The sequence below is a fragment of the Phenylobacterium sp. genome (genome assembly GCF_013911965.1).
Classification (GTDB): Bacteria; Pseudomonadota; Alphaproteobacteria; order Caulobacterales; family Caulobacteraceae; genus Phenylobacterium.
This window is the reverse complement of the sequence record NZ_JACESE010000022.1, coordinates 1-26,237: the sequence shown is the minus strand read 5'-3', so window position 1 is coordinate 26,237 and position 26,237 is coordinate 1. Positions and strand designations below refer to the sequence as shown.

Annotated in this window: 25 protein-coding genes; 20 read left to right on the top strand and 5 right to left on the bottom strand. The window is 70.9% G+C overall.

Annotation, left to right across the window (positions count from 1 at the left end):
- Positions 1-59: 59 nt before the first annotated feature.
- The 11 genes from cyoE to H2041_RS17200 all read left to right on the top strand — a co-directional run bounded on the left by cyoE (position 60) and on the right by H2041_RS17200 (position 9,679).
- On the top strand, positions 60-1,040 hold the full coding sequence (gene cyoE, locus H2041_RS17250) for a heme o synthase (RefSeq protein WP_293414871.1): 981 nt from the start codon (positions 60-62) through the stop codon (positions 1,038-1,040).
- Positions 1,037-1,234: a hypothetical protein gene (locus H2041_RS19125; protein WP_367134242.1), complete on the top strand. Its 198-nt coding sequence runs from the start codon at positions 1,037-1,039 to the stop codon at positions 1,232-1,234. Before cyoE ends, H2041_RS19125 begins: the two co-directional genes overlap by 4 nt.
- A 25-nt stretch (positions 1,235-1,259) precedes the next feature.
- Positions 1,260-1,841, top strand: a complete 582-nt coding sequence (locus H2041_RS17240) for a cytochrome c oxidase assembly protein (RefSeq protein ID WP_363244773.1) — start codon at positions 1,260-1,262, stop codon at positions 1,839-1,841.
- A 93-nt stretch (positions 1,842-1,934) separates the two neighbouring features.
- On the top strand, positions 1,935-2,810 hold the full coding sequence (locus H2041_RS17235) for a cytochrome c oxidase subunit 3 (RefSeq protein WP_293414813.1): 876 nt from the start codon (positions 1,935-1,937) through the stop codon (positions 2,808-2,810).
- Positions 2,811-2,815: 5 nt separating this feature from the next.
- Positions 2,816-3,175: a DUF983 domain-containing protein gene (locus H2041_RS17230; protein WP_293414812.1), complete on the top strand. Its 360-nt coding sequence runs from the start codon at positions 2,816-2,818 to the stop codon at positions 3,173-3,175.
- A complete protein-coding gene (locus tag H2041_RS17225) occupies positions 3,168-3,893 on the top strand; it encodes an SURF1 family protein (RefSeq protein WP_293414810.1) in 726 nt (241 codons plus the stop codon). Before H2041_RS17230 ends, H2041_RS17225 begins: the two co-directional genes overlap by 8 nt.
- Positions 3,893-5,284, top strand: coding sequence for a threonine synthase (gene thrC / locus H2041_RS17220; protein WP_293414809.1), 1,392 nt, complete (start codon positions 3,893-3,895; stop codon positions 5,282-5,284). Before H2041_RS17225 ends, thrC begins: the two co-directional genes overlap by 1 nt.
- A gap of 3 nt (positions 5,285-5,287) precedes the next feature.
- On the top strand, positions 5,288-6,556 hold the full coding sequence (locus H2041_RS17215) for a pitrilysin family protein (protein WP_293414808.1): 1,269 nt from the start codon (positions 5,288-5,290) through the stop codon (positions 6,554-6,556).
- 31 nt (positions 6,557-6,587) lie between these two features.
- A complete protein-coding gene (locus H2041_RS17210) occupies positions 6,588-7,199 on the top strand; it encodes a GNAT family protein (RefSeq protein ID WP_293414807.1) in 612 nt (203 codons plus the stop codon).
- A gap of 35 nt (positions 7,200-7,234) precedes the next feature.
- A complete protein-coding gene (locus H2041_RS17205; RefSeq protein WP_293414806.1) occupies positions 7,235-8,893 on the top strand; it encodes a bifunctional diguanylate cyclase/phosphodiesterase in 1,659 nt (552 codons plus the stop codon).
- A gap of 39 nt (positions 8,894-8,932) precedes the next feature.
- Positions 8,933-9,679 (top strand): VOC family protein, encoded by a 747-nt coding sequence (locus H2041_RS17200; RefSeq protein ID WP_293414805.1) that lies wholly within the window; start codon positions 8,933-8,935, stop codon positions 9,677-9,679.
- On the opposite strand, the gene H2041_RS17195 is transcribed toward H2041_RS17200, so the two are convergent.
- Positions 9,676-10,266: a YqgE/AlgH family protein gene (locus H2041_RS17195; protein ID WP_293414804.1), complete on the bottom strand. Its 591-nt coding sequence runs from the start codon at positions 10,264-10,266 to the stop codon at positions 9,676-9,678. The two genes, H2041_RS17200 and H2041_RS17195, sit on opposite strands and share 4 nt — an antisense overlap.
- Before the next feature lie 124 nt (positions 10,267-10,390).
- Here H2041_RS17195 and H2041_RS17190 point away from each other — a divergent pair, with 124 nt between their 5' ends.
- From H2041_RS17190 to H2041_RS17175, 4 genes are all read left to right on the top strand, one after another.
- Positions 10,391-10,873: a peroxiredoxin gene (locus H2041_RS17190; protein WP_293414803.1), complete on the top strand. Its 483-nt coding sequence runs from the start codon at positions 10,391-10,393 to the stop codon at positions 10,871-10,873.
- An 87-nt stretch (positions 10,874-10,960) separates the two neighbouring features.
- Entirely contained in the window at positions 10,961-11,665 is a 705-nt protein-coding gene (locus H2041_RS17185) for a flavodoxin family protein (protein ID WP_293414802.1), read from the top strand.
- Between the two features lie 20 nt (positions 11,666-11,685).
- Positions 11,686-12,969, top strand: coding sequence for a bifunctional alpha/beta hydrolase/OsmC family protein (locus H2041_RS17180; protein ID WP_293414801.1), 1,284 nt, complete (start codon positions 11,686-11,688; stop codon positions 12,967-12,969).
- Between the two features lie 62 nt (positions 12,970-13,031).
- Positions 13,032-13,649: a glutathione S-transferase gene (locus H2041_RS17175; protein WP_293414800.1), complete on the top strand. Its 618-nt coding sequence runs from the start codon at positions 13,032-13,034 to the stop codon at positions 13,647-13,649.
- Here H2041_RS17175 and H2041_RS17170 read toward each other — a convergent pair.
- The 3 genes from H2041_RS17170 to H2041_RS17160 are packed head-to-tail and all read right to left on the bottom strand — an operon-like array spanning position 13,646 to position 16,981.
- Positions 13,646-14,395, bottom strand: a complete 750-nt coding sequence (locus H2041_RS17170) for a Sir2 family NAD-dependent protein deacetylase (protein ID WP_293414799.1) — start codon at positions 14,393-14,395, stop codon at positions 13,646-13,648. The genes H2041_RS17175 and H2041_RS17170 overlap by 4 nt on opposite strands.
- Positions 14,392-15,633 (bottom strand): potassium/proton antiporter, encoded by a 1,242-nt coding sequence (locus H2041_RS17165; RefSeq protein ID WP_293414798.1) that lies wholly within the window; start codon positions 15,631-15,633, stop codon positions 14,392-14,394. Before H2041_RS17165 ends, H2041_RS17170 begins: the two co-directional genes overlap by 4 nt.
- A gap of 49 nt (positions 15,634-15,682) precedes the next feature.
- On the bottom strand, positions 15,683-16,981 hold the full coding sequence (locus H2041_RS17160) for a dicarboxylate/amino acid:cation symporter (protein ID WP_293414797.1): 1,299 nt from the start codon (positions 16,979-16,981) through the stop codon (positions 15,683-15,685).
- A 283-nt stretch (positions 16,982-17,264) separates the two neighbouring features.
- Here H2041_RS17160 and H2041_RS17155 point away from each other — a divergent pair, with 283 nt between their 5' ends.
- Genes H2041_RS17155 through atzF form a run of 5 tightly spaced genes read left to right on the top strand, consistent with a single transcriptional unit; the run spans position 17,265 to position 24,623 of the window.
- Positions 17,265-17,741 carry a CopG family ribbon-helix-helix protein gene (locus tag H2041_RS17155; protein ID WP_293414796.1) on the top strand — a complete coding sequence of 159 codons (477 nt, stop codon included), beginning with the start codon at positions 17,265-17,267 and terminating at the stop codon, positions 17,739-17,741.
- 1 nt (position 17,742) lies between these two features.
- On the top strand, positions 17,743-18,570 hold the full coding sequence (locus H2041_RS17150) for an urea amidolyase associated protein UAAP1 (RefSeq protein WP_293414795.1): 828 nt from the start codon (positions 17,743-17,745) through the stop codon (positions 18,568-18,570).
- 11 nt (positions 18,571-18,581) lie between these two features.
- A complete protein-coding gene (locus H2041_RS17145; RefSeq protein WP_293414794.1) occupies positions 18,582-19,214 on the top strand; it encodes an urea amidolyase associated protein UAAP2 in 633 nt (210 codons plus the stop codon).
- Positions 19,215-19,227: 13 nt separating this feature from the next.
- The gene (gene uca, locus H2041_RS17140; RefSeq protein WP_293414793.1) at positions 19,228-22,830 is read left to right on the top strand and encodes an urea carboxylase; all 3,603 of its coding nucleotides are present in this window, start codon (positions 19,228-19,230) and stop codon (positions 22,828-22,830) included.
- Between the two features lie 14 nt (positions 22,831-22,844).
- A complete protein-coding gene (gene atzF, locus H2041_RS17135) occupies positions 22,845-24,623 on the top strand; it encodes an allophanate hydrolase (RefSeq protein WP_293414791.1) in 1,779 nt (592 codons plus the stop codon).
- 17 nt (positions 24,624-24,640) lie between these two features.
- Here atzF and purH read toward each other — a convergent pair.
- Positions 24,641-26,237: bifunctional phosphoribosylaminoimidazolecarboxamide formyltransferase/IMP cyclohydrolase (gene purH / locus H2041_RS17130; protein ID WP_293414789.1), on the bottom strand; the 1,597-nt coding region annotated here is incomplete at its 5' end.

Here is a 26,237-nt window from a genome sequence, read left to right as displayed (position 1 = left end):
AGCCGAACCGCGCCCTTCGCCGTTGTCGGGGCCAGTTTTAGGAGTATGTCTTGGCGACCATGACGAGCGCCATCACCACGAGCCGAGCCCCCGCGCGCTGGCAGGACTATGTCCAGCTGCTGAAGCCGCGGGTGATGTCGCTGGTGGTGTTCACCGCCCTGACCGGCCTCGTCTGCGCGGGCCAGCCGATCCATCCGCTGCTGGGCGCGGTGGCCGTGCTTTGCATCGCCGTGGGCGCGGGCGCCTCGGGCGCGCTGAACATGTGGTACGACGCCGACATCGACGCCCGCATGCGCCGCACGCGCGGCCGGCCGGTGCCCGCCGGGCGCGTCCAGGGCGCCGACGCGCTGGGCCTTGGCGTCACGCTCTCCCTGCTCTCGGTGATGTTCATGGGGATCGCCCTGAACTGGCTGGCGGCGGGCCTGCTCGCCTTCACAATCTTCTTCTACGCCGTCGTCTACACCATGTGGCTCAAGCGCTGGACGGCGCAGAACATCGTCATCGGCGGGCTGGCCGGCGCTCTGCCGCCGGTGATCGGCTGGGCGGCCGCGACGGGCTCTGTTCCGCTGAACGCCTGGCTGCTGTGCGCCATCATCTTCATGTGGACCCCGCCCCACTTCTGGGCGCTCTCGCTCTACACCAGCGAGGACTACGAAAAGGCCGGGGTGCCGATGATGCCGGTGGTGGCCGGCGCGGCCTCCACCCGGCGCCAGATCTTCATCTACAGCCTGCTGTTCGTTCCGCTGTGCCTCGCGCCCGCGGCCACGGGCCTGGGCGGCGCGGTCTATCTCGGCGTCGCCGGCCTCGGCGGTCTCGCCTTCCTGGCGCTGGCCTGGAAGGTCCGCCGCAGCTCCGCCGGGGACAGCGCCGATCCCCGCAACGACGGACGCCTCTATGACGTCAAGGCCGGGGCGAAGGACGCGCGCAACCTGTTCGCCTTCTCCATCCTCTACCTGACCCTGCTCTTCGCCACCCTGCTGGCCGAGAAGCTGCTGGACCTGCCGGGCCTGCCGGTCCTGATCCACGGAGGCGGCGCATGAGTGAGCGCGACGACGATCCTCAAGCCGTCGAGCATCCGCAGGACGGCGCCCCCACCGGGCCGAGCCCGGAAGAGTTCCGCGCCCGCCGCGGCCGCAACGTCGCCCTCGCCATCGGCCTCGTCGTGTTCGCCGTCCTCGTCTTCCTCGTCACCGTCGTCCGGCTGGGAGCCAATGTCCTCGACCGACCCCTCTGACGCCGCGCCGCAGCCGCGGCGCAAGATGAGCAACACGAAGCTCGCCCTGATCTGCAGCGGCGTCTTCGTCGGCATGGTGGGGCTCGCCTTCGCCTCGGTGCCGCTCTACGACGCCTTCTGCCGTGTCACCGGCTTCGACGGCACCGTCAGCCGGGCCGAGGCCGCGCCGACGCGGGTCCTCGACAAGACCCTCAACATCCGCTTCGACACCAATGTGCGCGATCTGCCCTGGACCTTCCGCTCCGAGCAGGTGGCCCAGAAGGTGAAGATCGGCGAGACGGGTCTGGCCTTCTTCGACGTCACCAACAACGGCGACGCGCCGATCACCGGCCGGGCCGTCTACAACGTGGTGCCCGAATCGGCCGGGCCCTACTTCCGCAAGCTCGAGTGCTTCTGCTTCTCGGACCAGACGATCGCGCCCGGCGAGACCATCAAGTTCCCGATGGTCTACTTCGTCGATCCCGAATACGCCGAGGACTTCGAGACGAAGAACAAGCCCGAGATCACCCTGTCCTACACCTTCTTCCCGGCGGACGAGGACGCCCAGCCCCAGCAGAGCGCCAAGGCGCCCGCTGCGCCGGGCGCTTCGACGCTTGGCGGATCGTGACGGGCGGCGCTATAGGACCAGCGAGACAGAGCGACCGGCGGAGAGACCCAAGCAGGGCCGGCGCTTTCGAGAATATGAGGGGTTAGGACCGAAATGGCCCAAGCAGGCGTCAAGCACGACTACCACCTGGTCAATCCGAGCCCGTGGCCGCTGTTGGCCTCGATCGGCGCGACCATCATGGCCATCGGTCTGGTGACCTGGTGGAAGGGGCTCTTCGGGCTTCCCGCCGGCACCTGGTGGCTGTTCGCCGCCGGCTTCGTGATGGTCACGGCCGTCGCCGCGGCCTGGTGGATCGACGTCACCAAGGAGGCCAACGCCGGCGACCATACGCCGGTCGTCGATATCGGCCTGCGCTACGGCATGATCCTGTTCATCGCCTCGGAGGTGATGTTCTTCGTCGCCTGGTTCTGGATCTTCTTCGAGATGGCGCTCTTCCACGAGCACCGCACCCTCTCGACCCTGGAAGAGGTCCGCACCGCCTGGGCCACCTGGCCGCCGCAGGGCATCGAGACCGTGCCGGCCTGGAACCTGCCCCTGGTCAACACCCTGATCCTGCTGCTCTCCGGCACCACGGTCACCTGGGCGCACCACGCCCTGCAGCAGGGCGACCGCAAGGGCGCGCAGTGGGGCCTGATCCTGACGGTCGGCCTCGGCGCCCTGTTCACCGCCATCCAGGCCTATGAGTACCATCACATCCTGTCGCACCAGTACTTCTACTCGGATGCGGCGATGAACTCCGGCCTCTACGGCTCGGCCTTCTTCATGGCCACCGGCTTCCACGGCTTCCACGTGTTGATCGGGACCATCTTCCTGCTGGTCTGCCTGATCCGCCTGATGAACGGCGGCTTCACGCCCCAGAAGCACTTCGGCTTCGAGGCCGCCGCCTGGTACTGGCACTTCGTGGACGTGGTCTGGCTCTTCCTGTTCGCCTTCATCTACGTCGTCTTCGGCGGCGCCGGCGGACACTAGTCGCGGTGGCGGGGCCCAACCCGATCCTGTCGGGCCTCGCCGGCCGCTGCCCCAACTGCGGGGACGGCCACCTGTTCGAGGGTTTCCTGCGGGTCTCTCCCCGCTGCGAAGCCTGCGGCTTCGATCTGGCGAAGGCCGACTCCGGCGACGGTCCGGCGGTCTTCGTCATCCTCATCGCCGGCTTTCTGATCGCCTTTGCGGCGCTGTTCGTGGAACTGGCCTATACGCCGCCGATCTGGCTTCACCTGATCCTGTGGCTTCCCCTCACGGTCATCGTCTCGGTGGCGCTGCTGCGCCCGCTGAAGGGGGCGATGCTGGGGGCCCAGTTCGGCCACAAGGCCTCCGAAGCCCGCTCGGATGACTGAGGCCAAGGCCCCCGACCGCTTCCCCGTCGGCCTGACGATCGCCACCGCGATCGCCTTCGCCATCCTCTGCGCCCTCGGCGTCTGGCAGGTCCAGCGCCTGGCCTGGAAGACCGAACTCCTGCGCCAGATCGAAACCCGCTCCACCGCCCCGCCGGCGGCGCTCGAGCGTGTCCTGGCCCGGGCGGAAGGCGAAGACCTCGGCTTCTACCGGGTGCAGGTCGTCTGCCCGGGGCTCGACACCGCGCCCTTCCTCCAGCTCTACGCGCTCAAGGACGGCCAGGCCGGCTCGCGCCTGATCTCGGCCTGTCCTTTGGGGGCGGGCCCCTATGGCGCCATTCTCGTCGACCGCGGCTTCGTCCCCGACACGGTTTCGGCCCGCCCGCCCGTCGCCGACGCGGGGCGCCGCGTGGAGGTCGTGGGCCTGCTGCGGGAACCCGAGCCCGGCAACTTCGTGACCCCCGACAACCGGCCCGGCGAGAACCAGTGGTTCTCCCGCGACGTCGCCGCCATGGCTCAGGCGCTCGGCGCCCGCGACCCCGCGCCGGTCTTCCTGCTGGCCGAGACGCCGACCAATCCGGACTTCCCCGCGCTCCAACCGGCGCCGCTTCCGGGGGAGATTCCCAATCGCCACCTGGAATACGCCCTGACCTGGTTCGGCCTTGCGGGCGCCCTGATCGCCGTCTATGCCGCCATGCTCTGGCGCAGATGGAAGAGTTGATGCGGTACGTCTCCACCCGGGGTGAGGCCCCGGCGGTCGGCTTTGTGGATGCGGTCCTCTCGGGCCTGGCCCCCGATGGCGGCCTCTATGTGCCGGAGACCTGGCCGAGCTTCAGCCGCGAGGAAATCGCGGGCTTCCGCGGCAAGCCCTACGCCCACGTCGCCGCCGAGGTGCTGGCGCGCTTCGCCGGCGAGGAGATCGCCCGCGACGTCGTCGACACGATGTGCGCCGAGGCCTACGCCACCTTCGCCCACGCCGCCGTCGTGCCGCTGGTGCAGATCGCGCCCGACGCCTTCCTGGCCGAGCTCTTCCATGGGCCGAGCCTGGCCTTCAAGGACGTGGCGATGCAGCTGCTCGCCCGCCTCTACGAACACATCCTGGCGGGGCAGAACCGCACCCAGACCATTCTCTGCGCCACCTCGGGCGACACGGGCGGCGCGGCGGTCGAGGCCTTCCGCGGCCGTGACCATGTGCGCGTCTGCGTGCTGTTCCCCGAGGGCCGCATTTCGGAGGTCCAGCGGCGCTTCATGACGACGGCCGCCGAGCCGAACGTCCGCTGCGTGTCTGTCCAGGGCACCTTCGACGACTGCCAGGCCATCGTGAAGGCGGCCTTCCAGGACAAGAGCCTGCGCCAGGCGGTCGACCTGACCGGCGTCAACTCGATCAACTTCGCCCGCATCGTGGCGCAGAGCGTCTACTACTTCACGACGGCCGTGGCGCTCGGGGCGCCGGAGCGCCCGGTCTCCTTCAGCGTGCCGTCGGGCAATTTCGGCGACGCCTTCGCCGGCTTCGTGGCGCGCCAGATGGGCCTTCCGATCGCCCGCATCGTCGTGGCCACCAACAGCAACGACATCCTGGCCCGCGCCTTCGAGGAGGGCCGCTACGCCCGTGGCGACGTCGCCGCGACCCAGAGCCCGGCCATGGACATCCAGTCGGCCTCCAACTTCGAGCGCCTCTATTTCGAGGCCGTCCGCCGCGAGGCCCTCGAGACGGCGCGGGCCTTCACCGCCTTCAATGAGGCGGGCCGCATCGACATCCCGCCCCAGGCCCACGCCTTCATGCGCGAGCTCTTCGCCGGCGTGGCGGTGAGCGAGGACGAGACCACCCGCACCCTGGTGGCGACGCTGAACGAGACCGGCGAACTGATCGATCCCCACACCGCCGTGGGCGCGGCCGCCATGCGCCGCGCCGGCCCGGTGGAGGCGCCGATGGTGGTGCTGTCCACCGCTCATGCGGCCAAGTTCCCCGAGGCGGTCTCGGCGGCCACGGGCGTCACGCCCGGCCTGCCGCGCTGGGCCCAGAGCCTCGCCGATCAGCCCGAGCGGTTCGATCGGCTGCCGGCCGACGCCGAGGCCATCAAGGCCTGCGTGCGCGCCTTCGCCGAGAGCTGAGGCTTGGCCTCGGTCCACACGCTGTCCAACGGCGTCCGCGTCGTCTGCGACCCGATCCCGGGCCTGGAGACGTCGGCTCTCAGCGTCGTCGCCGGCCGCGGCGCCCGTTTCGAGCCCGCCGACCGCTCCGGCTGGTCTCACCTGCTCGAGCACATGGTGTTCAAGGGCGCGGGCGAGCGCTCGGCCAAGGCCATCGTCGAGGCGATCGAGGGCGAGGGCGGCCAGATCAACGCCGCCACCGGCTACGAGCGGACGAGCTATCAGGTGCGCTGCCTGGCCGACGGCCTCGACCTCGGCTCGGCCGTGCTGGCGGACCTGATCCTGCGCCCGCGCCTGGAGGCCGACGAACTCGTCCGCGAGAAGCAGGTGATCGGCCAGGAGATCGCCGAAGTCGCCGACACGCCCGACGACCTCGTCTTCGAGCTGGCCCAGGAGGCCGCCTTCGCCGGCCAGCCCCTTGGCCGCTCCATCCTGGGCACGACGGCCAGCATCGGAACGGCCACGCCAGAGGCGCTGTCGGACTGGCGCGATCAGCTCTACGCCCCCGACGCCCTGGTGATCAGCGCCGCGGGCGCGGTGGACGAGGCGACTCTGCTGCGGCTGGCCGAACGGGACTTCGCCGCCGCCCGTCCCGCCGCCGCCGCGCCGCAGGCGCCGGAGGCTCGCTTCGCCGGCGGGCAGGTGGTCACCGCGCGAAAGCTGGAACAGGCCAACCTCGTCTTCCTGCTGCCGGCGGTGGGCGTGAAGGATCCGGACTATTTCGCCCTGCGCCTCTTCGCCGAGATCCTCGGCGGCGGCATGGCCTCGCGCCTTTTCCAGGAGGCGCGCGAACGGCGCGGTCTCGCCTACGCCATCGACGCCTACAGCGAGACCTATGCCGACCAGGGCGTGCTGGGCGTGTTCGCCGGCTGCGCGGCGGAAGACGCCGAGGAGCTGGCCAAGGTGGCGGCGGGCGAGATCGCCGGCCTGGCGTCCAGCGTCACCGACGGCGAACTGGCCCGCGCCAAGGCGCAGCTGAAGGGCTCCATGTTCATGGGCCGGGAATCGCCCCTGGGCCGCGCCGAACAGGCCGCCGCCCAGCTGCTGCTGTTCGACCGCCTCATCCCGCCCGTCGAACTGGCGCAAGGGGTGGATGGGGTCGAGCCCGCCGATCTGCGGCGCCTCTCGGACGCCATGCTCGCGCCCGGACGGGCCGTGGTCTCGGTGCTGGGCCCCCGCCGGGCCGGCGCCGCGGCCGGCGCTTTCCACCAGACGCTGTTCGGCCGCGCTTGACGGCGCGGCCATTCGCAGCCGCAATTCCTCCATGGCTTTGCTCGACTGGATGGCGTCCGAAGGCGGACTGAAGGTGGACGGCGACGGCGTCGTCCTGCGCCCGCCGCGGACGGGCGACTATGCCGAATGGCGCGATCTGCGGGCCCGCTCCCGCGCCTTCCTCCAGCCGTGGGAGCCGACCTGGCCGGCCGACGACCTCACCCGCGCGGCCTTTCGCCGCCGCCTGGCCGCCTACGCCCGCGACCGGGAGGCGGGGACCGCCTACTCCTTCTTCGTCCTGCGGGAGGAGGACGGCGCCCTGACCGGCGGCATCACCCTGTCCAACATCCGCCGCGGCGTCGCCCAGATGGGAACGGTGGGCTACTGGTGCGGAGAACCCTATGCCCGCCGCGGCCTGACCCTGGCCGCCGCCCGGGCCCTCAGCCGCTTCGCCTTCGAGACGCTCGGCCTGCACCGGCTGGAGGCGGCCTGCCTGCCTCACAACGCCGCGTCACGCCGCCTGCTGGCCAAGGCGGGCTTCGAGGAGGAGGGCTTCGCCAAGGCTTATCTGAAAATTAACGGCGTTTGGCGAGATCATGTCCTGTTCGCGCTCATCTCGCCTCGTCCGGAGGCGGGGCGGGCGGACGAACTCGTTTCCGTTTAGGCCGGCCGCCCGCGGCGCCGGCGCCGCACGAGGCCATGCCAAGCGATCGCTGGATCTGGGACGCGACAACCACCCTGGAGGCCTTGGGCGCGGCTGACGTCGTCCTGTGGCACTGGGAGCCGGAGCGCGACCGCCTGCGGCTCACCGGCGCCTCGCGCGCCCTGGGGCTTGGCCCCCTCGCGCCGGAATGCTCCTCGGCGGCCATGCGCGCCCTCGCCCTGCCGCAGGACCGGGCGCGAGCCGAGGAAATCCTCCGCACCCAGGATCCCGGGACGGAGATCGCCGTCCGGCTGCGCATGCGCGGCGGCGGCGTCTGTATCTGGCGCGGCGTCTGGCTGGAGGAGGGGCTCCGGGCCGCCGGCGTGGTCGCGGCCGAGACCAAGTTCGCCGCCTCCGATCTCGACCACCTGACCGGCCTCCTGGACCGCAAGAGCTTCATCCAGCGGGCCCGGGAGCATCTGCAGCTTCCGGGCGGCCACGAGCTCGTCGTGGCGGACCTCGACCGCCTGCGCCGCCTGAACGAGGCGCTGGGCCACGAGCGCGCCGACCTGGTCCTGGCGGCCCTCGGCTCACGCCTGGCGGCGGCCTTCCCGCCGGGCGTCCTTCTGGCGCGGGTGGGAGAGGACGAGTTCGGCGTGCTTGCGCCTTCGGGAGAGGTGGAGGCCGCCGAGGTCCTGCGCGCCGCCCTGGAACGCCCCCTGCGCGTCGCCGGCTTCGACATCCATCCGACCCTCTCGATCGGCGCCGTGAAGGCGACGGGCGGCTCCGAAGCGCCCGAGGCGGCCGAACTCCTGCGGCGGGCCGAGCTGGCCGTCGAGGCGGCCAAGAACGGCGGCCGCGGCGGCGCGGCCGCCTATGGCCGCAGCCTGGAAAGCGACGGCCTGTCGCGCTTGGCCCTGGAAGGGGACCTGCGCGGCGCCATCGGGCGCGGCGAGCTGATGCCCTTCTACCAGCCCATCGTGCGCCTCTCGACCGGCGCGCTGTCGGGCTTCGAGGCGCTGGTGCGCTGGCGCCATCCGCGGCGGGGCCTGCTCACGCCCGACCAGTTCCTGCCGCTGTGCGAGGAAATGGGTCTGATGAGCGCGCTCGGGGCCCACATGATGCACGAGGCGGCCCGCCAGCTCGCCACCTGGCGCCGCAACCACCGCGCCGCCGGCGAACTGACCGTCGCCGTCAATCTGTCGACCGGCGAGATCGACCGGCCCGACCTCGTCTCGGACGTGGTGAAGATCCTGGCCGACACCGGCCTGCCGGCCGGCGCCCTGAAGCTGGAGGTCACCGAGAGCGACGTCATGCGCGATCCGGACCGGGCGGCCGTCATCCTGCGCAGCCTGCGCCAGGCCGGCGCCGCGCTCGCCCTGGACGACTTCGGCACCGGCTTCTCGTCGCTCTCCTATCTCACGCGCCTGCCCTTCGACACGCTGAAGATCGACCGCTATTTCGTGCGCACCATGGCCACCGACGAAGGCTCGGCCAAGATCGTCTCCTCGGTCGTCAAGCTGGGCCAGGACCTGGCGCTGGAGGTGGTGGCCGAAGGCGTCGAGAACGCCGGCATGGCCCGCCAGCTGCTGTCCCTCGGCTGCGACTACGGCCAGGGTTTCGGCTACGCCCCGGCGCTTTCGCCCCAGGAGGCGGAGGTCTATCTCAACGAGAGCTATGTGGACGGCGCCGCTCCGGTGAAGGCCCGCGGCTGACGCAACCGGCGCCGGCGTCGCCGCGCAGGGGGTCTGCTCATGCTGCCGCTCGACCACGTCGCCTTCGCCGCCGCCGACCTGGACGCGCTCGCTCGCACCTGGGCGATGCTGGGCTTCACGGTCTCTCCCAGGGGCGCCTACACCTCGCCCGACGACGCCGAGGCGCGCTGGCCATGCCGATGCGTCTTCCTATCCAGCGGCTGGCTCGATCTTCACGAGGCGCAGGGGCTCCCGCCCAATCAGGCGCGCGGACCCAACGGTCTCCTCTATCGCGCCGACGATCTCGCGGCGGCGCGCGACAGCCTTGCCGCCGAAGAGCCCCGGGCGGGGGAGTTTCGTCTCGAACGCTGCTGGGATGACGAGGCGGCGACCGTAGCCAGGTTCGTCTACTTCACGCTTCGCATGCGCCGGGCGCCCGTCGGCCTGGCGGTGATCGCCCATCTGGATGGGGACCGCGACATCCATCCGGACTGGCGCATCCACGCCAATGGCGCCCTGGCGCTCGCGCAGATCGTATTCGACCAGGGCGACCCCCCACCCACGCGTGGCGGCTCAGGGCTCGACCCGGACACGATCGTCCGCGTTCCGGAAGCCGCCTTCGCCGAGCGCTACGGCGCCGGGAGTTCGCGCGGAGCGGCCTTGGTGTTCCACGTCGGGAGCCTCGCCCAGGCGGAGAGCGTCCTCGCCGCCGGAGGCGTTGAACATTCTCACCTGGGCGACGCGCTGATCGTGCCTTGGCGCGGGGATCTGTCCTGCGCGGTGGAGTTCCGGACCGCCGGCCCCTAGGCGCTGCCTGCTGCGGCGGTCAGGAGGCTGGGATCGATGCCGAGCTTGGCGAGCGCCTGGGACCACTTGTGGTCATGGTCGTCGCCGAACAGCAGGGACTCGTCCGGCGGGCAGGTGAGCCAGACATTGTCCCGGATCTCCTGCTCCAGCTGGCCGGCGCCCCAGCCGGCATAGCCGAGCGCCATGAAGCACCGGCGGGGCCCCTCGCCGGCGGCGAGCAGCTCGAGCACCTCGCGCGTGGCGGTCAGGGCCAGGCCGTCGGCCACGGGCAGGCTGCCGTCGTTGCGATAGTCGTCGGTGTGGAGCACGAACCCGCGCTCCCGTTCGACCGGGCCGCCGATCAGGACCGGCTCCTCCAGGACCGGCGCCGCGCCGTGTTCGATGTCGAGCCGCTCCAGCAGGTCGCCCAGATGAAGGCCGTCCACGGGCCGGTTCACCGCCAGGCCCATGGCGTGCTCCTCGTCATGGGCGCAGACCAGGACGACCGCGCGCTCGAAGCGGGGATCGCCGATGCCGGGCATGGCGATGAGCAGCTGACCCGAGAGGTAGCCGTCGGCGGGATCGTGGCTGGGATCCGACTTGCCCATGCCCCTTAGTTTGAGGCGGAACGCGGCGCTTTCAAGACGTCATGCGTTGGGGGATGGAAGCGGCCCGTCCGTGGGCTATCTCTTCGCACAGGGCCGCATGCGGCGGCCGAACAGGAGCACGCCCATGAGCATCAAGGTCGGCGACAAGCTGCCCAGCGTCACCCTCACCCAGGCGACGGCCGACGGCCCCAAGCCGGTCTCGTCGGACGACTTCTTCGCGGGCAAGACCGTCGCGCTCTTTGCGGTCCCCGGCGCCTTCACCCCCACCTGCTCGGCGCGGCACCTGCCGGGCTTCGTCGACAAGGCCGACGAGATCAAGGGCAAGGGCGTCGACGTCATCGCCTGCCTGTCCGTGAACGACGCCTTCGTCATGAAGGCCTGGGGCGAGGCCCAGTCGGTGGGCGAGGACATCGTCATGCTGGCCGACGGCAGCGGCGACTTCACCAAGGCCGTGGGCCTGGAGATGGACGCGCGCAAGTTCGGCATGGGCGAGCGCTCGCAGCGCTACTCCATGATCGTCGAGGACGGCGTGGTGAAGTCGCTGAACGTCGAGGAACCCGGGGAATTCAAGGTCTCCTCCGCCGACTATCTGGTGGCCCAGCTCTAGGCGCTGCGGGCCTCGCGGAAGCTTGAGAGGAACAGGGCCGGGCGGCGAGCCGTTCGGCCTTGCGTCCCCTTGAAGCTGGAGCCGCCCATGGCCCGTTACGACGATCTCTCCGCCCTGTTCATCAACTGCAGCCTCAAGCCCTCGCGCCTGCCGTCGAACACCCAGGGCCTGATGGATGTGTCGATCGGGGTGATGGCGGCGAACGGGGTCAAGGTGGAGACGGTCCGCGCCGCCGACCTCGAGATCCCGCCCGGCGTCCAGCCCGACATGCGCGAGCACGGCTTCGCCAACGACGCCTGGCCTGACCTGCAGAAGAAGGTGATGGCGGCGGACATCCTGGTGATCGGAACGCCGATCTGGCTGGGCGACAAGTCCTCCGTCTGCACCCGCGTGGTCGAGCGGCTCTACGGCTATTCCGGCAAGCTGAACGACAAGGGGCAGTACGACTATTACGGCCGCGTCGGCGGCTGCATCGTCACGGGCAACGAGGACGGGGCCAAGCACTGCGGCATGAACATCCTCTATTCGCTGCAGCACATCGGCTTCGCCATCCCGCCCCAGGCCGACGCCGGCTGGGTGGGGGAGGCGGGGCCTAGTCCCTCCTACTGCGACGAGGGCTCCGGCGGGCCGCAGAACGACTTCACCCAGAGAAACACCACCTTCGCAGCCTGGAACCTGATGCACTTCGCCCGCATGTTGAAGGATGCGGGCGGGGTGCCGGCGCACGGCAACCTGCCGCAGGCCTGGAAGGACGGGGCCAGGTTCGACCACCCCAACCCAGAGTACCGATAAAGGCCAGGAGAGGAGCCGCCATGCCGGGGGTGAGGTTCGAATTCGAGAACGCCGCGGGGCGGCGCCTGTCCGGCGTGCTGGAGACGGGTCCGAGGCCGCCGCGGGCCTTCGCCGTCTTCGCCCACTGCTTCACCTGCGACAAGCGCTCCCACGCCGCCGTTCGCGTCAGCCGGGCCCTGGCCGAGCGCGGGATCGGCGTCCTGCGCTTCGACTTCACCGGCCTGGGCGAAAGCGAGGGCGACTTCGGCGGCGGCCTCTCCAGCGACGTGGCGGACATCGTCGCCGCGGTCGAGGCCATGGGCGCGGCCGGGCACGAGGTCCAGATCCTCATCGGCCATTCCTTCGGGGGCGCCGCCGTGCTCGCCGCCGCGGGCCGCTGCGACAGCGTGCGCGCCGTGGCGGTGATCAACGCCCCGGCGGACGCCGAACACGTCCTGAAGCACATCGAGGGCGACCTGGACGGCGAAGGCCGCGTCCCGGTCGAGGTGGCCGGCCGGCGCTTCGAACTGGGCGCAGGCTTTGTTCGCGACCTCTCGGGCCACGATCAGAAGGCCCGCATCGCCCGCCTGCATCGCGCCCTGCTCATCCTGCATGCGCCGCGCGACGAGGTGGTGGGGATCGACAACGCCACCGAGATCTTCATCGCCGCGCGCCATCCGAAGAGCTTCGTCTCCCTCGACGACGCCGATCATCTGCTCACCGAGCGGGCGGACTCCGACTATGCGGCCGGGGTGATCGCGGCGTGGGCGGAGCGCTATGTGGAGGCCGAGGCGCCCACAGCCGCGCCGCGCGCGCCCGACGCCGTGCGCGTGGAAGAGACGGGCGGCGGAAAGTTCCAGGTCGAGGTGCAGGCCGGGCCCGCCCGCTTCCTGGCCGACGAGCCAGTGGAGGTGGGCGGCCTCGATTCCGGTCCCAGTCCCTATGATCTTCTGGGGGCGGCGCTGGGCGCCTGCACGGCGATGACCTGCCGCCTCTATGCCGACCGCAAGGGGTGGCCGCTCGATCGCGTGACGGTGGAGGTGAGCCATACGGCGCGCACGGCGCAGACCAAGGACCGCTTCAGACGCGAGGTGGGCCTTGAAGGCGACCTCGACGCCGAGCAGCGCCAGCGCCTGATCGAGATCGCCGAGAAGTGCCCCGTCCACCGCACCCTGACCGAGGGGGCGGAGGTGGCGACCGAGGCTCGCGCCGAGCCCGCGCCCGTCGTCGCGGCGACGGACGCCGGCGAGCACTTCGACCGCATGACCGAGGCCTGCGCCGACGACGATCCCTCCACGCCGTGCCCGGATCCGGCCGGCGCCTGACCCCGGTTGACCTGACGCGGCGGCAGGCCGTCAACTCCCCGCCAGACCAGGGAGAAAGCGCCATGAAGTTCTACAATTCGGTGGGTCCGAACCCGCACGTCGTCCGCATGTTCATGGCCGAGAAGGGCCTCGACATCCCGGTCCAGCAGATCGACCTGATGAAGGGCGAGAACCGCCAGCCGCCCTATGCGGAGAAGATCAACACGGCCGGCCAGATGCCGGCCCTGGAGCTCGACGACGGCACGACCGTCTGCGAGATTACGGCCATCTGCGAGTATCTGGAGGAGATCCAGCCCGAGCCGGTGCTGATCGGCGCCACGCCCAAGGAACGGGCCGAGACGCGCATGTGGACGCGCCGCATCGACCTCAACATCGTCGAGCCCCTGACGAACGGCTTCCGCGCCGCCGAGGGCCGGCCGCTGTTCGAGAGCCGCTTCCGTCTGGTCCGCGCCGAGGCGGCGGAGGACCTGAAGGCCATCGCCAAGGACAAGATCCTGTGGCTGGACGGCCAGATGGACGGGCGCATCTTCGTCTGCGGCGACCGCTTCAGCCTCGCCGACATCCTGCTCTACTGCTTCCTGGCCTTCGGCGCCCAGGTGGGGCAGCCCCTGCCGGCCGAGGCCAAGTGGCTGCCCGTCTGGTTCGCCAAGGTGAAGGAACGGCCGAGCGCCTCGGTCTAGGATTCGGCCGGGACGATCTCGCTGAGCGTCGGGCCGATCTCGTCATGCAGGACGAGGTCGGCGAAATCGTCCTGGTCCGTCGGCTCACGATTGACGATGGCGAGCGCCGCGCCCCGCCGCTTGGCGAGGATCGGAAAGTCGGCCGCCGGATAGACGACGAGCGAGGACCCCAGCACCAGGAAGAGGTCGCAGGCGAGCGTCGCGGCCCGGGCGCGCAGCATTTCCCGTTCGGGCATGGACTGGCCGAAGGAGATGGTGGCGGTCTTCACCAGGTCGCCGCATTCCCGGCAGGTGGGGATCTCGTCGGTCGCCTCGAAGGCGCGCTTCAGGTCGTCCAGCTCGTGCCGCGTCTCGCACGAGAGGCACTTGGCGTAGCTGGCGTTGCCGTGCAGCTCGATCACCCTGTCGGCGGGCACGCCGGAATCCTGATGCAGGTTGTCGACGTTCTGGGTGATCACCGCCCCGACCTTTCCCCGCGCGGCGAGGCGGGCGACGGCGTAGTGGCCGGCGTTGGGCGACCGCCCCGTCCAGCCGGCGCGGCCGGAAAAGGCGCGCGTCCAGGCCTCGCGGCGCTTCTCCTCGCTGGCGATGAAGTCCTGGAAGTAGATGGGCTTCATCCTGCTCCACACGCCGCCGGGGCTGCGGAAGTCCGGAATGCCCGATTCGGTGGAGATCCCGGCGCCGGTGAAGACGGTGATGTTGGCGGCCTGATCGATCAGGCGGGCGAGTTCCTGGCGAGGGCTCATGCGGCGGCGTCCTCCGTCTTCGCAGCCTGGTCGGGACCCGGCGGTCCCCGGCCGTCAATGCCGAGGCGCCGTGCGGCGATCCCGATGGTCGGTCCCTGGATGATGCTGGATGCCAGGACGACGAAAAAGACGATATTGAACATGGTCTGGGCGTTCTCCACCCCGGCGACGATGCCGAAGGTGGCCAGCACGATGGGCACGGCGCCGCGCAGCCCCGCCCACGAGACGAACAGCTTGGCCCGCCAGTCGAAGGCGCGGAACGGCGCCAGGCTGACAAAGACGCTGAGCGGCCGGGCGATCAGCATCAGCACCGCGGTGATCGCCAGCCCGTCCAGCGCCACGGCCGGCAGCTGGTGGGGGAAGACGAGCAGGCCGAGCGTGAGGAACATCACCACCTGGGCGAGCCAGGCCAGGCCGTCCTGGAACTGGGAGACCTGACGGCGGTTCGGATAGTCCCGGTTGCCGGCCACGACCCCGGCCAGATAGGCGGCCAGGAAGCCGGAGCCGCCCAGGCTGCCGGCCAGGCCGAAGGCCAGCAGGGCCGCGGCCACCGACACCACCAGGAACAGCCCCCCCTGCCGCAGCCGCGCCCGCTTCAGGATGACGGTGAAGGCGTAGCCGGCGCCGGCGCCGAAGAGGGCGCCGAGAATCATCTGCAGGGCGAATTCCGGCAGGAAGGAGAGCAGGGGCGTCGCCGGCGCGGCGATGAGGGCCAGCGCGGCGCCGACGAGGAAGATGGCCATGGGGTCGTTCGAGCCGCTCTCCAGCTCGATGAGGCTGAGCACGTCCTCGCGCAGCTTCGTCTCCTGGGTGCGCAGCACGGCGAAGACGGCGGCCGCGTCCGTGGAGGCGATGACGCCGCCCAGCAGGAAGCCCTGGAGGATGCTGAAGTCGAGCAGGAGCACGGCGGCCACGGTGACGACCGCCGTGCTGATCAGCACCCCCAGCGTGGCCAGGACAAGGGCGGGGGAGAGCACCGGCCGCACCGCCTTCCACGGCGTGTCGAGGCCGCCGGAAAAGAGGATGAAGATCAGGCAGGCGACGCCGATCGTCTGGGCGGCCTGGTAGTCGGCGAAGCCGATGCCGCCGGGGCCGTCCGATCCGGCGAGCATGCCGAGCGCCAGGAAGCCGATCAGGGCCGGGACGCCAAACCGGCTGGACAGGGTCCCGGCGAGCACGGTCGCCAGGAGCAGCAGGCCGGTGACCAGCAGGAAGACTTCGGGCGAGGCGTCGAGCATGGGGTTCTAAGTCGCCAATCCCCACGCCCGCCGCAAGGTCACGCCTGTTCTATTCGACCGGCTTTGCGCGATAGGAGGCCTCGTCCAGTTCGCCTTCCCACTTGGCGACGGTCACGGCGACGGCGAGGTCGGAGGTGTTGTTGGCCACCGTCCGCGTCATGTCCAGCAGCCGGTCGAAGGGCAGGACAAAGCCGACCACGAGCGCCGTCTGCTCGGGCGTCACCCCGATGGAGGTCAGCACCGCCGCCAGCATGAAGAGGGAGGCCGACGGAATAGGCGCCGTGCCGACGGCCACCAGCACGGTGGTCACGCCCGCCAGCAGCAGCTGGGCGGGCGTCAGGTCCAGTCCGAAGGCCTGGGCCGCGAACATGGTGAGCAGGCCGATATAGAGGGCGGTGCCGTCCATGGAGACGGTGGTGCCGATCGGCAGGGCGGTGGAGGCCACCGTATGGCTGACCCCCAGGTTCTTCTCGGCGACACGCATGGCCACCGGCAGGGTGGCCGCCGAGGAGGAGGTGGAGAAGGCCACCATCACCGCATCGGGAATGTCGCGGAAGAAGGGCCAGATCGGCAGCTTGGCCAGCAGGCGCAGCATGCCGCCGTGGATCAGCAGCACCTGTACGGCGCAGCCGACCACCAGGGCGGCCGCCAGCAGGAAGATGTGGACGAAGACCTCGAGCCCCGCCGTGCCCATCACCCAGGCCATGAGGGCGAACACGCCGAACGGCGCCACCTCCATGACCAGCTTGGTGATGTAGAGGATGACCTCGACCCCGTCCGCGAAGAGATCCGCCAGCCTTTGGCCCCGCTCGCCGATGGCCAGGATGCCGGCGCCCACCAGGATGGCGAAGAAGATGACACCCAGGATGTCGCCCGTCGCCAGGGCCTCGATGGGGTTCAGCGGCACGATGCCCAGCAACTGCTCGCTGACCGGCGGGGCGCTTCCCACCGCCTGAGGGGTCACGCCGGCGAAATCGACCCCTGCGCCAGGCTGGAACAAGGTCGAGAACAGCATGCCGACGCAGACGGCGATGGCGGTGGTGCAGAAGTAGAGCAGGATGGTCTTGCCGCCGATGGAGCCCAGTCGGCGCGGATCGCCCATGCCGGCGACGCCGGAGACGATGGAGACGAAGACCAGCGGCACCACGATCATCCGGATCAGGCGGATGAACAGGTCGCCCAGCCATTTGATGGCGGTGGCGTTCTCCCCCAGCAGCAGGCCCACGATCGCCCCCAGGACGAGGGCCAGGAAGATCCGTTTCCAGAGAACGACGTCGAACCACCAGCGCTGGACGAAATTGCGTTTGGCGGGCGTCTCGGCGCCGGCGGGCGGGGGCGAATCGGTCATGCGACTCTCATGCACTCTAAAGCCGCATCGGGCGGCGGTTTGCGGCGCAGGTTAGGGAGGTTCCGCCCCCGCGCCAATCAATCTCGCCGCAGTGGTCGCCGGCCGGGCCGGGCACAAGCGCCCGGGCGGCCGCCCTCCGGGCGCATCTCCTTCCCGCCGGAGGGCGCCCATCGGCTGGGCGCCGGGGGCGTCCGGGCGCCTAGGGCGCAGGCGGCGCGTGGCGGCGCACCGCCACCGTTATTACGAAAGTTGACGAACGTAATACTGCTCCCAGCATGGGCCCATGACCTTGGAACAGATTTCCCAGCTCGCGCGGCTGAGCGTCAGCCTGCCGGCCGAACTCCTGGCCCAGCTGGACGACATGGTGGCCGAGCGCGGCCTGCCCAGCCGCTCGCAGATGATCGCCGAACTGATCCGGCACGAACTGGCCGAGCACAGCGAGGCGCAGGGCGACGCCGTTCTCGCCGGCACCATCACCCTGATCTACCGCGCCGAGAGCGGGCGGGTCCGCCAGGCGCTCGCCCAGGCGCAGGTCGCCTTCCTCAAGGAGGTGATCTCGTCCCAGCATGTCTTCCTGGAGGACGACCAGTCGCTGGAAGTGCTTCTGGTCCAGGGGCCGGCGGCGCGGCTGCACCAGCTCTGCGACGAACTGCGGCGCATCCGCGGCGTCCACCAGATCCGCCTCGTGACGACGCGTTCGCTCCTGCCGCCGCTGCATGCGCACGGCCGGGCCGGCGAGGCCCGCGCAGGGGGCGCGTGACATGACGACGAACACGGCTGATCCCTACGGCGCCCAGGCCCATGCGCGGGCCATGGCCGGCACGAAGGTGGAGTCCATGCCCACCCTGCCGCCGTGGGAGGCTGAGGCCCTGCCCGCGGGCGTGGCGCCGCAGGACATGCTGTGGGCCGAGACGATCGCCCCCGGCGGCTACGGCGCCAAGCGGCTGTCGCGCGGCGCGCGCGTGCGGCTGACCGACCTGCAGGGCGACGCCTGCGCGTCCGTCCTGGTCTTCAACGCCGAATGCCCGGTCGAGCGCCTGAACGTGGCCGACACGGTCAAGGTGCAGTGGAACGCCTATCTGGGCGAAGGCCGGCTGCTGCTGTCGGACATGGGCCGGGTTCTGATGAGCCTGGTGGAGGACGGCGCGGCCACGCACGACGCCTTCTGCGGCGCCTCCAACCGCGCCTCCAACGCCCGCAAGTACGGCGAGGGCGACAACTGGGGGCCGCACCCCAACGCCCGCGACCGCTTCGCCCTCGCCGTCGCCAAGTTCGGCCTCGGCCGCAAGGACATCCACCCCTGCATCAACCTGTTCAAGGGCGTCCGAATCGCCTCCGACGGGGCGGTGGAGCCGCACGTCGGACCCTTCGCGCCCGGCCGGACGGTCACCCTGCGCGCCGAGATGGAGGTCATCCTCGTCCTGGCCAACTGCCCGCACGTGGCCGACCCGCGTCCCGACTACCGCGTCACGCCGCTGCGCGTGGACGCCTGGCGCGGACCGGTGACGGCCGAGGACGATCCGGTCCGCAATGCGACGCCGGAGGGCCGGCGCGCCTTCCTGAACGTCGAAGACTACTACCGTCGATAGGGGTGCCCGACATGACCGACGCCGCCTTGGCGGGCCTGCCGCCCCGCATCGTCCTCGACGAGGTCGTCCCCGCCCGCGCCCCCTGGGACCATCTGGTGCGCAGGGGCGAGGTGCTGCGCATCGTCGACCTGGAGGGCAACCAGGCCGTCGACTTCCTGATGTACTCGGCCGCCGACGACGCCGAGCGCTACAGCGCCCAGGACACCATCGCCGCCCAGGGCAACATCTTCCTGAAGACGGGGTCGGTGCTGCTGTCCAACGAGGGCAATCCCATGGCCACGGTGCTCGGCACCTCGGTGGCCTATCACGACACCATCGGCGGGGCCTGCTCGTGCGAGAGCAACACGCTGCGTTACGGCCACCACACCAAGAGCCAGCACGCCTGCGTGGAGAACTTCCTGCAGGCCAACGGCCGCCACGGCCGCGGCAAGCGCGACATGGTCTCCAACATCAACTGGTTCATGAACGTGCCGGTGGAGGCCGACGGGGCGCTCGGCATCGTCGACGGCATCTCCGCGCCCGGCCTCTATGTCGATATCCGCGCCGAGATGGACCTGGTGGCGGTGGTCTCCAACTGCCCGCAGATCAACAACCCCTGCAACGGCTTCGATCCGACGCCCGTGCGCATGATCATCGCCGCCTGAGACGAGTTTCCGCGTGTTCAAGAAGGTTCTCGTCGCCAACCGCGGCGCCATCGCCTGCCGGATCATCCGCACCCTGAAGTCCATGGGGGTGGGTTCGGTGGCGGTCTTCTCCGACGCCGACGCCGGCTCGCTGCATGTCAGCCAGGCCGACGAGGCCGTGCGCCTGGGCCCGGCGCCGGCGGCCGAGAGCTATCTGAAGGTCGAGGCCATCCTGGCGGCGGCGAAGGCGACGGGGGCGGAGGCCATCCACCCCGGCTATGGCTTCCTTTCGGAGAACGTCGCCTTCGCCGAGGCCTGCGAGATGGCGGGGATCGCCTTCATCGGACCGACGCCGGCCAACATCCGCGCCTTCGGCCTCAAGCATACGGCCCGGGACCTGGCCCAGGCCCACGGTGTGCCCCTGGCGCCGGGAACCGACCTGCTGACGGACGCCGGGGCGGCCCTGTCGGCCGCGCGCGACATCGGCTTCCCGGTGATCCTCAAGGCCACCGCCGGCGGCGGCGGCATCGGCATGCGGGTCTGCGAGGACGAGGCGGCCGTGGCCGAGGCCTTCGCCCAGGTGACGCGGCTGGCCGGCTCCAACTTCTCCGACGGCGGCGTCTTCCTGGAGCGCTATGTCCGCCGCGCAAGGCACATCGAGGTGCAGGTCTTCGGCGACGGAACAGGCCGCGTCGTCGCGCTCGGCGAGCGCGACTGCTCGCTCCAGCGCCGCAACCAGAAGGTCGTCGAGGAGACGCCGGCGCCTCTGCTGCCGACGGCCACGCGCGAGGCGCTGATCGCCGCCGCGACCCGGCTCGCCCAGGCGGCCCGCTACCGCTCGGCGGGCACGGTGGAGTTCCTCTACGACGCAGAGCGCGACGACTTCTTCTTCCTGGAGGTGAACACGCGCCTGCAGGTGGAGCACGGGGTCACCGAGCAGGTGACCGGGGTCGACCTCGTCGAATGGATGATCCGCGGCGCAGCCGGCGACTACGGCTTCCTCGACGGTTTCGAAGCCCGGCCGCGCGGGGCCTCCATCCAGGCCCGCCTCTATGCCGAGGATCCCGGCCAGGACTACCGGCCATCCTCCGGCGTGCTGACGCAGGTGCGCTTCCCGGCGGACGCGAGGGCCGATGCGTGGGTCGCGGACGGCACCGAGGTCTCGGCCTGGTACGACCCCCTGCTCGCCAAGCTGATCGTCACCGCGCCGGACCGTGCCGCCGCCGTCGCCGCCCTCCAGGCCGCCCTGGACGAGACCCGGCTCGCAGGTCTCGAGACCAATGTCGAATGGCTGCGGCAGGTGGCCCGCAGCGAGCCGTTCGTCTCAGGACAGGTCTCCACCCGCGCGCTTTCCGAAATCCCGTTCGCGCCGCAGACGATCCGCGTGCTGAGCGGCGGCCCGGCGACGACGGTCCAGGACTATCCCGGCCGGCAGGGCTATTGGGACGTGGGCGTGCCGCCGTCCGGACCGATGGACGCCTTCTCGTTCCGGCTCGGCAACCGGCTGCTCGGCAACGCCGAGACGGCCGCCGGCCTGGAGATCACGGCGCTGGGGCCGACGCTCCTCTTCAACCGCGCCGCCACGGCCTGCCTGGCCGGCGCCGAGCTGGAGGCCAGTCTCGACGGCGTCCCCGTCCAGCCCTACGCCCCCTTCCATATCGGCGAGGGCCAGACCCTGAAGCTCGGCCGCGTGAAAGGGGCGGGCCTGCGCGCCTATCTTCTGCTGAAGGGCGGGCTCGATGTGCCGGCCTATCTCGGCAGCCGGTCCAGCTTCACCCTCGGCGGCTTCGGCGGCCATGCCGGCCGGACGCTGGCGGCCGGCGACGTGCTGCGGATCGCAGACGGCGAGACCGGTCCGGCGCGTCCGCCGCTGAAGCCGGAGGAACGTCCCAGCCTCGCCAGGGCCTGGACGATCCGCGTGCTGGCAGGTCCCCACGGCGCCCCGGACTTCTTCACGCAGGACGATGTGGCGATGATCGCCAGCGCGCAGTGGCGCGTGCACTACAACTCCAACCGCACCGGCGTGCGCCTGATCGGGCCCAAGCCGGAATGGGCGCGGCGCGACGGCGGGGAGGCCGGCCTGCACCCGTCCAACATCCACGACAACGCCTACGCTATCGGCGCGGTGGACTTCACCGGCGACATGCCGATCATCCTGGGACCCGACGGTCCCTCCCTCGGCGGCTTCGTCTGTCCCTTCGTCATCATCCAGGCCGACCTCTGGAAGGCCGGCCAGCTCGCGCCCGGCGACACGGTGCGCTTCGCGGTGGTGAGCGACGAAGAGGCCGTCGCCGCGGAGAAGGCGCAGGACGCTCTCGTCGCCGGGGCGCCCGCAATTCCGCTGCCTGCGCCCGCGCGCAAGATCGAGAGCCCGATCCTCGGGATCATCGAGGCCGAAGGCCACCGGCCGCGCGCCGTCTATCGCCGCCAGGGCGACCGCCATCTTCTGGTGGAATACGGCCCGATCGTCCTCGACCTGGAGCTCCGCCTGCGCATCCACGCCCTGATGCTGGAGCTGCAGGCCATCGCCCTGCCGGGCGTCATCGACATCACGCCCGGCATCCGCTCCCTGCAGGTCCACTATGACAGCCGGGTGCTGTCGCAGGCCGAGCTGCTGCGCGCCCTGACCGAGGCCGAGGACCGGCTGGGCGGCCTGGACGATTTCGAGATCCCCTCGCGCGTGGTCCACCTGCCGCTGTCGTGGAAGGACCCGGCGATCTACGAGACCATCGACAAGTACATGGCCTCGGTGCGCGACGACGCCCCCTGGTGCCCGGACAACATCGAGTTCATCCGCCGCATCAACGGGCTGGCCAGCGAGGACGACGTCCACCGCATCGTCTTTGACGCCCGCTACCTCGTCATGGGCCTGGGCGACGTCTATCTCGGCGCGCCGGTGGCCACGCCGATCGATCCGCGCCACCGTCTGGTGACCACCAAGTACAATCCGGCCCGAACCTGGACGCCGCCCAATGTGGTGGGCATCGGCGGGGCCTATATGTGCATCTACGGCATGGAGGGGCCGGGCGGCTATCAGCTCTTCGGCCGCACCATCCAGGTCTGGAACACCTACCGGCAGACGAACGCCTTCACCGAGGGCAAGCCCTGGCTGCTGCGCTTCTTCGACCAGATCCGCTTCTTTCCCGTCAGCCATGAGGAGCTGACCGAGTGGCGGCGGGACTTCCCCCTGGGCCGCCGCGAGATCGAGATCGATCAGGAGACCTTCCGCCTGGCCGACTACCGCGCCTTCCTGGCCGACAACGCCGCCAGCATCGCAGCCTTCCAGGGGACGCGGCAGGCCGCCTTCGACGCCGAGAGGGCCGAGTGGGAGCGCAGGGGCGAGTTCGCCCGCGCCGAGGCCCTGACCAGCGCCGCGGAGGACGCCGCCGAGCCCGAGGAGATCGTCGTCCCCGACGGCGCCGAACTGGTCGAGGCGCCGCTGGGCGGCAGCGTCTGGAAGATGCTCGTCCAGCCCGGAGACGTGGTGGAGAAGGGCGCCGTCATCGCCGTGATCGAGGCCATGAAGACCGAATGCGACGTGCCCAGCCCCGCCGCCGGCGTCGTCCGTCAGGTCTACGCCCAGGAGCGGCAGGCCATCGCGCCGGGCGCGCCGATGATCGCCCTCGAGCCGGCCTGAGGGAGACCACAGCCATGGACCGCCTCTCCGTCGCCGCCATCGCCGCCGAGGTCCGCGCCGGACGCCGATCGGCGCAGGACGTGGCCCGTGACAGCCTCGCGCGGATCGCCGCCTTCGACGCCGTCCAGCCCCAGGCCTGGATTGACCGTCCGAGGGCGGAGGACGTGCTGGCCGCCGCCCGCGCCGTCGACGCCCGGATCGCGGCGGGCGAGGACCTGCCGCTGGCCGGCGTCCCCTTCGCGGTGAAGGACAATATCGATGTCGCCGGCCTGCCGACCACGGCCGGCTGCCCGGCCTTCGCCTATCGGCCCGAGACCGACGCCACGGTGGTCGCCCGCCTCCTCGCCGCCGGGGCGGTGATGATGGGCAAGACCAATCTCGACCAGTTCGCCACCGGGCTCGTGGGCACGCGCACGCCCTATGGGAGTCCCGCCTGCGTCTTCAACCGCGACTATGTCAGCGGCGGCTCGAGCTCGGGCAGCGCCGTGGCGGTGGGGGCGGGCCTCGTCGCCTTCGCGCTCGGTACCGACACCGCCGGATCGGGCCGCGTGCCGGCGGCCTTCAACGGCCTGGTCGGCTGGAAGCCCACCAAGGGGCGGTGGAGCACCAGCGGCCTCGTGCCCGCCTGCCGCTCGCTGGACTGCATCACCGTCTTCACCGCCGACGCCGCCGATGCGGCCCTTGTCGACGCCGTCGCCTCGGGCTTCGATTCCGCCGACCCCTATTCGCGCCGCGAACAGGCCGGACGCGCCCGGTTCGGCGAGACCTGGCGCCTGGCCGTCCCGCGGCTGGATCAGCTGCAGTTCTTCGGCGACGAGGCCGCCGCCCGCTTCTACGACGACGCCATCGCAAGGCTTGCCGCCGCCGGCGCGACGCTCGTCGAGGTGGACATCGCTCCCCTGCTCGAGGCGGCCCAGCTCCTCTACGCCGGCCCCTGGGTCGCCGAGCGCGCCGCCGCCATCGAGGACCTGCTGCGGACGAGGCCGGGCGCCGTCCATCCCGTGGTCCGGGCCATCGTCCAGGGCGGCTTCGCCGTCTCCGGCGTGGAGACCTTCAAGGGGATCTACGCCCTGCAGGCCCACGCCCGCGCCGCCGAGGCGATCTGGGAGGCCGCCGACGTCCTGGTCCTGCCGACCGCCCCGACCATCTACCGGATCGCCGAGCTCCTGGCCGAGCCCTATGCGCTGAACGCCAATCTCGGCCTCTACACCAACTTCGTGAACCTGCTGGACATGAGCGCCGTGGCCGTGCCCGCCGGCTACCGCGACAACGGAACCGGCTTCGGCGTCACCCTGGTCGGTCCGGCCTTCGCCGACGCCGCCCTGCTCGACCTCGCGCGCCGCTATGAGGAGATCCGCGCCATGCCCGCCACGCCCGACCTGGATACGGACGGCAAGCCCCAGACCGTGAAGCTCTCCGTCGTCGGCGCCCATCTCGCCGGAATGCCGCTGCACTGGCAGCTTACCTCGCGCGAGGCGCGGCTGGTCTCGCGCACCCGCACCGCGCCGGCCTACCGCCTCTACGCCATGGCCGAGACGACGCCGCCCAAGCCGGCCCTGATCCATGTGGGCGAAGGCGAGGGGGCGGCGATCGAGGTGGAGGTCTACGAACTCGGCATGGCCGCCTTCGGCAGTTTCACCGCCGAAGTGCCCGCCCCGCTCGCCATCGGCACGGTGACGCTGGAGGACGGGACGACCGTGAAGGGCTTCGTCGCCGAGCCCCGGGCGCTCGACGGCGCCCGCGACGTCACCGCGTTCGGCGGCTGGCGCGGCTATATCGCCAGCCTGGGCTGAGGCGGTCTGCGCCGACCCTAGTGCCGGAAGACCCGCACGCCGGTGAAGGCCATGGTCAGCCCGGCCTCGTCGGCGGCGGCGATGACCTCCTCGTCGCGGATCGAGCCGCCCGGCTGGATGACCGCCGTGGCGCCGGCCTCGGCCGCCTGGATCAGGCCGTCGGCGAAGGGGAAGAAGGCGTCGGAGGCGCAGGCCGATCCCTTGGCGAGCGACTCCGGCAGGCCGGCGGCTTCGGCGGCCTCGGCCGCGCGGATGGCGGCGATGCGGGCCGAATCCTTGCGGTTCATCTGGCCGGCGCCGATGCCGGCGGTCTGACCGCCCTTGGCGTAGACGATGGCGTTGGACTTCACGTGCTTGGCCACGGTGAAGGCGAACAGCATGTCGCGCAGCTCGGCCTCGGTGGGCTGGCGCTTCGTCACGATCTTCAGGTCGGCGGCGGTGATGTGGGCCGTGTCGCGGCCCTGAACCAGGAAGCCGCCGGCCACCTGGCGCCAGGTGACGCCGGCCGCCTTCGGGTCCGGCAGGCCGCCGGTGACCAGCAGGCGCAGGTCCTTCTTCTTCTTGAAGATCTCGACGGCCTCGTCGTCCGCCTCGGGGGCGACCACCACCTCGGTGAAGATCTTCACGATCTCGCGGGCGGCCGCGGCGTCGAGGCGGCGGTTCACCGCCACGATGCCGCCGAAGGCCGAGACCGGATCGCACTGCAGGGCGCGTTGATAAGCCTGCGCCAGATCCTCGCCCAGGGCCACGCCGCAGGGGTTGGCGTGTTTGATGATGGTCACGGCCGCGCTGGCGGCGGGGTCGAACTCGGCGACCAGTTCGATGGCCGCGTCGGTGTCGGCGATGTTGTTGTAGGAGAGCGCCTTGCCCTGCAGCTGGGTCGCCGTCGCCACGCCGGGGCGGTTCGAGCCGTCGCGGTAGAAGGCCGCGGCCTGATGCGGATTCTCGCCATAGCGCATGGTCTGGACGAGTTCGCCGGCGAAGGCGCGGCGGCGCGGCGCCTCTTCGGCCAGTTCCTTGGCGAACCACTGCGAGATGGCCGCGTCATAGGCCGCCGTGCGGGCATAGGCGCGGGCGGCGAGCGTCCTGCGCAGGGGGAGCGAGGTGGCGCCGTCGGCCTTCAGAGCGGCGATCACCTCTTCCAGGTCGGCGCGCTCGGTGCAGACGGCGACATAGCCGTGGTTCTTGGCGGCCGAGCGGATCATGGCCGGTCCGCCGATGTCGATGTTCTCGACGCAAGAGGCGAAGTCGCCGCCGGCGGCCACCGTCTGCTCGAAGGGGTAGAGAGTGACGTAGACGATATCGATGGGGCCGATGCCGTGCTCGGCCATGGCCTTGGCGTGATCTGCGGCGTCGCGCACCCCCAGCAGGCCGCCATGCACCACCGGGTGCAGAGTCTTCACCCGCCCGTCCATCATCTCCGGAAAGCCGGTCAGGTCGGCGACGTCCTTCACCGCCAGGCCGGCCGCGGCGATGGCCGCCTTGGTGCCGCCGGTGGAGACCAGCTCCACGCCCATCTCGGCCAGGGCCTTTGCGGCTTCGACCAGCCCCGTCTTGTCGGAGACCGACAGCAGGGCGCGGACGGGTTTGACGGCGTCGGGGGCGGGCGGGAAG